Origin of the sequence: Mycolicibacterium psychrotolerans (assembly GCF_010729305.1) — a bacterium.
GTDB lineage: Bacteria > Actinomycetota > Actinomycetes > Mycobacteriales > Mycobacteriaceae > Mycobacterium > Mycobacterium psychrotolerans.
Window position 1 is genome coordinate 2,750,662 of sequence record NZ_AP022574.1, and the last position, 5,267, is coordinate 2,755,928.

Below are 5,267 nucleotides of genomic sequence, written 5' to 3' on the forward strand. Positions count from 1 at the left end.
TCAACGCCTGGCAGGCGGATGTGTGCGCGAGCGCATATCGCTCAAGCCCACCGAAAATGATTGTCTGGGAACGGCCTCACGGTCCTTGGTCGTCTTCGGGGAGGAGGTGGCGTTCGGGGTGGTGGTAGCCGTTGACGCGGTGTTGGCCGGTGTCGAGGTCGGGTGGGGCACCCATTCGATCTGGCCTCGGCGGTTTTTGCGGGTGTCCCAGTCGGTGCGCTCGATCATCCGGTTCTCCGGGCCGCAGGCCAGGGTGAGGTCGTTGACGTCGGTGCGCCCGCCGTTCTTCCAGTCGGTGACGTGATGCACCTGGGTCCAGTAGCCGGGCACGGTGCAGCCCGGCCGTGTGCAGCCCCGATCGCGGGCATGCAGCACGATCCGCTGCGCCGGGGAGGCGATTCGCTTGGTGTGGCCCAAATACAAGGCTTGGCTGGTGTGCTGGTCGAACACCGCCAGATAGTGGAACGCGTGCGAGGCCATCCGGATCAGATCGCCCATCGGCAGCAGGGATCCGCCGCCGGTGACCGCCACCCCGGCACCCTTCTCCAACTCCTGCAAGGTCGTCGACACGATGACGGTGACCGGTAACCCGTTGTGCTGGCCCAGCTCACCCGAGATCAGCGCTATCCGGCCGACGGCCAGCCAGGCGTCGTGGCGGCGCTGCGCCGGGGAGCGGGTGTCGGCGCGCCGTTGAGTGTCGTCGGGGTGGCTGTCCACACATGGTGTCTCGTCGTCGGGGTTGCACATACCCGGCGCGGCGAGTTTGGCTTCGACCGCCTCGTAGACCGCCCGAAATTCCGGGGTCACCCAGCCCGAGAGCTTGCTCATCCCATCGGCTTGCTGCTCGCCTAACGTGACGCCTCGTTTGCGGGCGCGTTCGGCGTCGGTGGGTGCGGGGCCGTCCTGATCGATCATGGTGGCCAGCCGGTTCGCGGCCTTCTTCAAGTCCTCGGGGGCCAACCCGGCGCCCAGGGTGGCGAGTTGGCGGTCGGCGGAGGCGCGGGTGTCCACATCGACCCACGAAGGGAGCTTGTCGTGGAACGTGGCGATCACTTTGACGTGTTCGGCGTCCAGCGCACCACGGGCTTGGGCAGCGGTGGCCTCCACAGCGGCGCCAGCGGCTCCCGGTCATCGACTGCCGTGGACCCAGCGCCGCGGCGTGAGCCAATCGTCGTTTGGCTTCGGTCTCCGAGACCCGCAGCGCGGTGGTCAGCACCTTCTTCCACGACGCCTCGCCGAGCCGGCGCGGCTCGGTCTCCGTCACCAGCTTCGCGAGCACGCGATGTTCCAGGGCGGGCACGGCGCGCAGCACGGTCGTCAGCTCCGTCAGCAGCTCGACGAGCTCGCGGTGGGACAGGGTGTCGCAGGTGTCGTGCAGCATCGCGATCTGCGACCGGATCGCCTCCACCGCACTCGCGACTTCACCCATACATCGAACACTAGTTCGAACCACTGACAACTCCGCCGCCAAATGTGACAGCAGAAACAGAAGTGGCAAAAGAGATTTGGCGCCTCAATCCGCCGGCTTCTGCCACCGCATCAAGTAGCGGTAGTACAGCGCACGGCGGATCGTCACGCCCGGCAACACCTCCGCGGCGGTGCGCCGAATCTCGTCGAGCCCCTCGCGCGGCTGCGCCACCACCACGCCGACGTCACGTCTTTCCCGATGCAGCCACGATCCCACGCGCACCGCGGGAAGGCACACTCCCGACCAGAGCCATTCGCGCACAGTCATATTCGCGCTCAAGCCCACCACCGCGAGCTCGCCGTGCGGCCGCAACATCTCGTCGAGCGCGGAGCAGCGACGGCCGCAGCTCGAGGTGGTGCAGGCTGGCGACGAAAGTGATCAGATCGAAGCGGGCTGAAGGGTAATCGGCGAAGCCGGCCTCGACGACGGAGGAATTCTCCATCGCCGCCAGCCTGGTGCGCGCCCGGTGCACCGCCGCGGCATCGGGGTCGATGCCGACGACCGAGCGAGAGACGGGCGCAAGGCGCTGCGCGAGAAGGCCGTCACCACATCCGACGTCGAGCACGTCACCGCGGTGCCTCGCGGCGAGAGAGACCAACCAGGGGTGGTAGGCGGTGTTGTGGTTCCAATAGTCGGCCATACCGCTCCTCCGGTGAACAGCCTTACCGTACCGCCTTCTGATCCGCCGACTCCGCATGCGCGCCCGCGCGATTGACCTAAGCTCGGTACGTCGTACCGACTGCGGGGGAGGTGTTCCTGTCGTGAAGGAATCACCGCTGCTCGCAGTCCTCCGCGAGCGGGCCAGTTTGCACCCCAATGACGTGGCCTTCACCTTCCACGATGACGACGATGCACAAGAGCCGGTGACGTGGGCGCAGTTGCACCGGCGGTCGCTGAACCTCGCCCTGGAACTGCAGGATCACACGTCGGCCGGTGACCGCGCCATCATCCTCGCGCCGCAGAGCCTCGAGTACGTCGTCGCGTTCCTCGCTGCGCTGCAGGCGGGCGTCATCGCTGTGCCCCTGTCGGTTCCGCTCGCCGGTATCCACGACGAACGCGTCACCGCGGTTGTGCGGGATGCTTCCCCGGCGGCGCTACTGACCACGTCCGCGGTGGCGCAGAGCGTGGCCCCCTACGCAACATCGGACGGTGATGCACCCACACCCACCGTCATCGAGGTCGACGCGGTCGATCTCGAGGCGCGCAGGCCCGGCAGTGTGCGCCGGGGCGACCGGCCTGACATCGCCTACCTGCAGTACACGTCCGGGTCGACACGCACCCCGGCCGGTGTCGAGATCACCCATGCCAACCTGTCCGCCAACTGGAAGCAGATCGTCGCCGGCATCCTGCCCGATTACCGGATGCCGAAGACGGTGGTGTCGTGGCTGCCGTTCTACCACGACATGGGTTTGATGCTGGGGCTGTGCGCGGGAATCCTCGGCGGCTGGCCGACAGCGGTGATGAGCCCCTTGTCGTTTCTGGCGCGGCCCGCCCGGTGGATGCAGCTTTTGGCACGGAGCCCGCAACCGTTCTCCGCGGCGCCGAACTTCGCGTTCGCGCTGGCCGCTGCGCGCACGTCGGACGAGGACATGGCGGGCCTCGATCTCGGCGATGTGCTCTACATCATGAGCGGGGCCGAACGGGTCACCGAAGCCACCCTCGCGCGATTCACGCACCGGTTCGCGCGCTTCAACCTGTCTGATTCGGCCGTGAGGCCCGCGTATGGGCTCGCCGAGGCCACGCTGTACGTCGCCGCGCACGGGCCCAGCCCGACACCACCATTCGTCGAGTTCGATTCCGGGGAGCTCGCGGTCGGCCGTGCCGTGCGGTCCGCGAACGGCACCCCGCTGATCAGTTACGGCGTTCCGGGGTCGCCGAGCGTACGCATCGTGGACCCCGCGACCGCTGCCGAACTGCCCGCGGACACGGTGGGCGAGATCTGGGTGCGCGGTGACAACGTGAGCCCCGGCTACTGGCGTAGACCGGCCGAGACGGCACGAACCTTCGGCGCGACCGTCGTCACCCCGTCGCCGGGTACCCCGCCCGACGGATGGCTGCGGACCGGCGACCTCGGATTCCTCTCGGAGGGTGAGCTTTTCATCGTCGGCAGGATCAAGGATCTTCTCATCGTGCGCGGGCGTAACCACTATCCCGATGACATCGAGGCGACCACCCAGGAGATCTCCGGCGGTCGGGCGGCCGCCATCGCCGTCGTCGACCAGAGCAGCGAGAAGCTGGTCGTCATCGTGGAAGTCAAGAAGCGCGGCCAGTCCGACGACGAGATGTCCGAGAAGCTCCGCACCGTGCGCCGAGAGGTCACCTCGGCGATCTCCAACACCCACGGCGTCGGCGTCGAAGACGTGGTGCTGGTGGAGCCGGGCTCGATCCCCATCACCACGAGCGGCAAGGTCCGGCGCGCGAGTTGCGTCGAGCTGTATCAGTCGGACGGCTTTGCGCGCCTGACGACTTAGCGTCCAAAACGCGTCTCAACTGGTCGCCGTACCGCCGGCAGCGACACAGAGTCGAGCATCTCGTGGTGTGTGCAGTCGACGAAATGGGCCGTGGCTTCGCCGGCAACGTGCGTCTCCACCTTCTCACCTTGATGCACGGCGCGATTCGAGTTCTCATGCCACAACCGCGAGCCACATGTCCGGCCGGCCAACCAGTCGCGACACGCTCAACGATCAAGCGATGAGCGAACACAATGGTACGGGCGTTGGCGTGAGGCACAGGGACCTTCTCCGGGCTGAATGCCATACACATCCAACCCGTCAGGAGGTCCCCTTACTTTCAAGCAGGCGCGCCGTCAACAATCTCCCAGGTTACGACATCTGGGTACCGGCGCGTTCCGCCGGAACTCCCACAATCAACGGCTTCCGCGCCGTTGCGATCACGTAATCGCCTATGCCCAAGGATCGTTCCCAAAACTCTACGCCGCGGCACTGGGCTCGATCGTCGTCGGTGATGTCCACGACCACTTCATCAATCTTCTGTTTCCGTTCGACGCGCTGCTGGGCGTACTTGGCCATCCCGGGAAACACATCTGAGCGGATGGACTCGACGCTGACGTCGTCGAATCCGGCGGCAATCAGATGCTGGGGATATGCCTCACGGTCATAGAAATTGGCTTCGGGGAAGTGCGCGTATCTCCTGCCGAAGGCCGCCCTTCTCCGGCCGGCCGTCCGCCCGGGACAGGGCAGCATGTCAGCGAGCGCGATGGTTCCAGCCGGTTTGAGTACGCGGAATGCCTCGCGCAGGAAGTCTTCCCGGGTATCGAAGTTGAATGCGGATTCCAATGCGAGGACCTTGTCGAACGATTCGTCGGGAAACTCCAACGCCGTCGCGGAACCGAGCCGAATGTCGATTCGATCCGCTAATCCGCGCTCGGCGACGCGTTCACGGCTCTTCTCGACGTGGACCGGGGTGATGTCGATGCACGTGATGCGTGCCAGCTTGAAACGGTCGACGAGGACGAAGTCCTGCTCCGCGAAACCGACTCCGACGTCGAGGACTTCGTCGGTTGGTTGCAGCCCGGCCCGTGTTCCGAGAAGCTCGACCATCGCGGCGCACGCTTGCGGGTAGGTGCGCGCTTCCTTCCAGTAACCGATGTTCAGCCACCGCGGCTTGGAGTCGTCGGCATACCCTTCATCCATGAAGTCGATGACGTCGTCGCCGAGTGTCGTGTAGTAAGCCGCGGCGTTCTTCTGACGTACCAGGCTGAAAGAGCGGACGAACGCCAACCAATTCCAGTAGATAGCCAGGGCAACTTTGCGCATGTCGTTTCTCCCTTTCCAAGCGG

General features: G+C 65.9%; 3 protein-coding genes and 2 pseudogenes. 1 reads left to right on the forward strand and 4 read right to left on the reverse strand.

The window, feature by feature from the left end; genetic code table 11:
* The 3 genes and pseudogenes from G6N45_RS13600 to G6N45_RS13605 all read right to left on the reverse strand — a co-directional run bounded on the left by G6N45_RS13600 (position 1) and on the right by G6N45_RS13605 (position 2,108).
* A complete protein-coding gene (locus tag G6N45_RS13600; RefSeq protein ID WP_322790467.1) occupies positions 1 to 1,107 on the reverse strand; it encodes an HNH endonuclease signature motif containing protein in 1,107 nt (368 codons plus the stop codon).
* Positions 1,108 to 1,123: 16 nt separating this feature from the next.
* A pseudogene (locus G6N45_RS28300) lies at positions 1,124 to 1,429 on the reverse strand (DUF222 domain-containing protein); the annotation flags it as partial.
* 84 nt (positions 1,430 to 1,513) lie between these two features.
* Positions 1,514 to 2,108 (reverse strand): annotated as a pseudogene (locus tag G6N45_RS13605) (class I SAM-dependent methyltransferase).
* Positions 2,109 to 2,229: 121 nt separating this feature from the next.
* Here G6N45_RS13605 and G6N45_RS13610 point away from each other — a divergent pair.
* Positions 2,230 to 3,939, forward strand: a complete 1,710-nt coding sequence (locus G6N45_RS13610) for an AMP-binding protein (RefSeq protein ID WP_246229092.1) — start codon at positions 2,230 to 2,232, stop codon at positions 3,937 to 3,939.
* A gap of 351 nt (positions 3,940 to 4,290) precedes the next feature.
* Here the strand turns inward: G6N45_RS13610 and G6N45_RS13615 are convergent, their stop codons facing one another.
* Positions 4,291 to 5,244 (reverse strand): SAM-dependent methyltransferase, encoded by a 954-nt coding sequence (locus G6N45_RS13615; RefSeq protein WP_163722800.1) that lies wholly within the window; start codon positions 5,242 to 5,244, stop codon positions 4,291 to 4,293.
* Positions 5,245 to 5,267 lie beyond the last annotated feature (23 nt).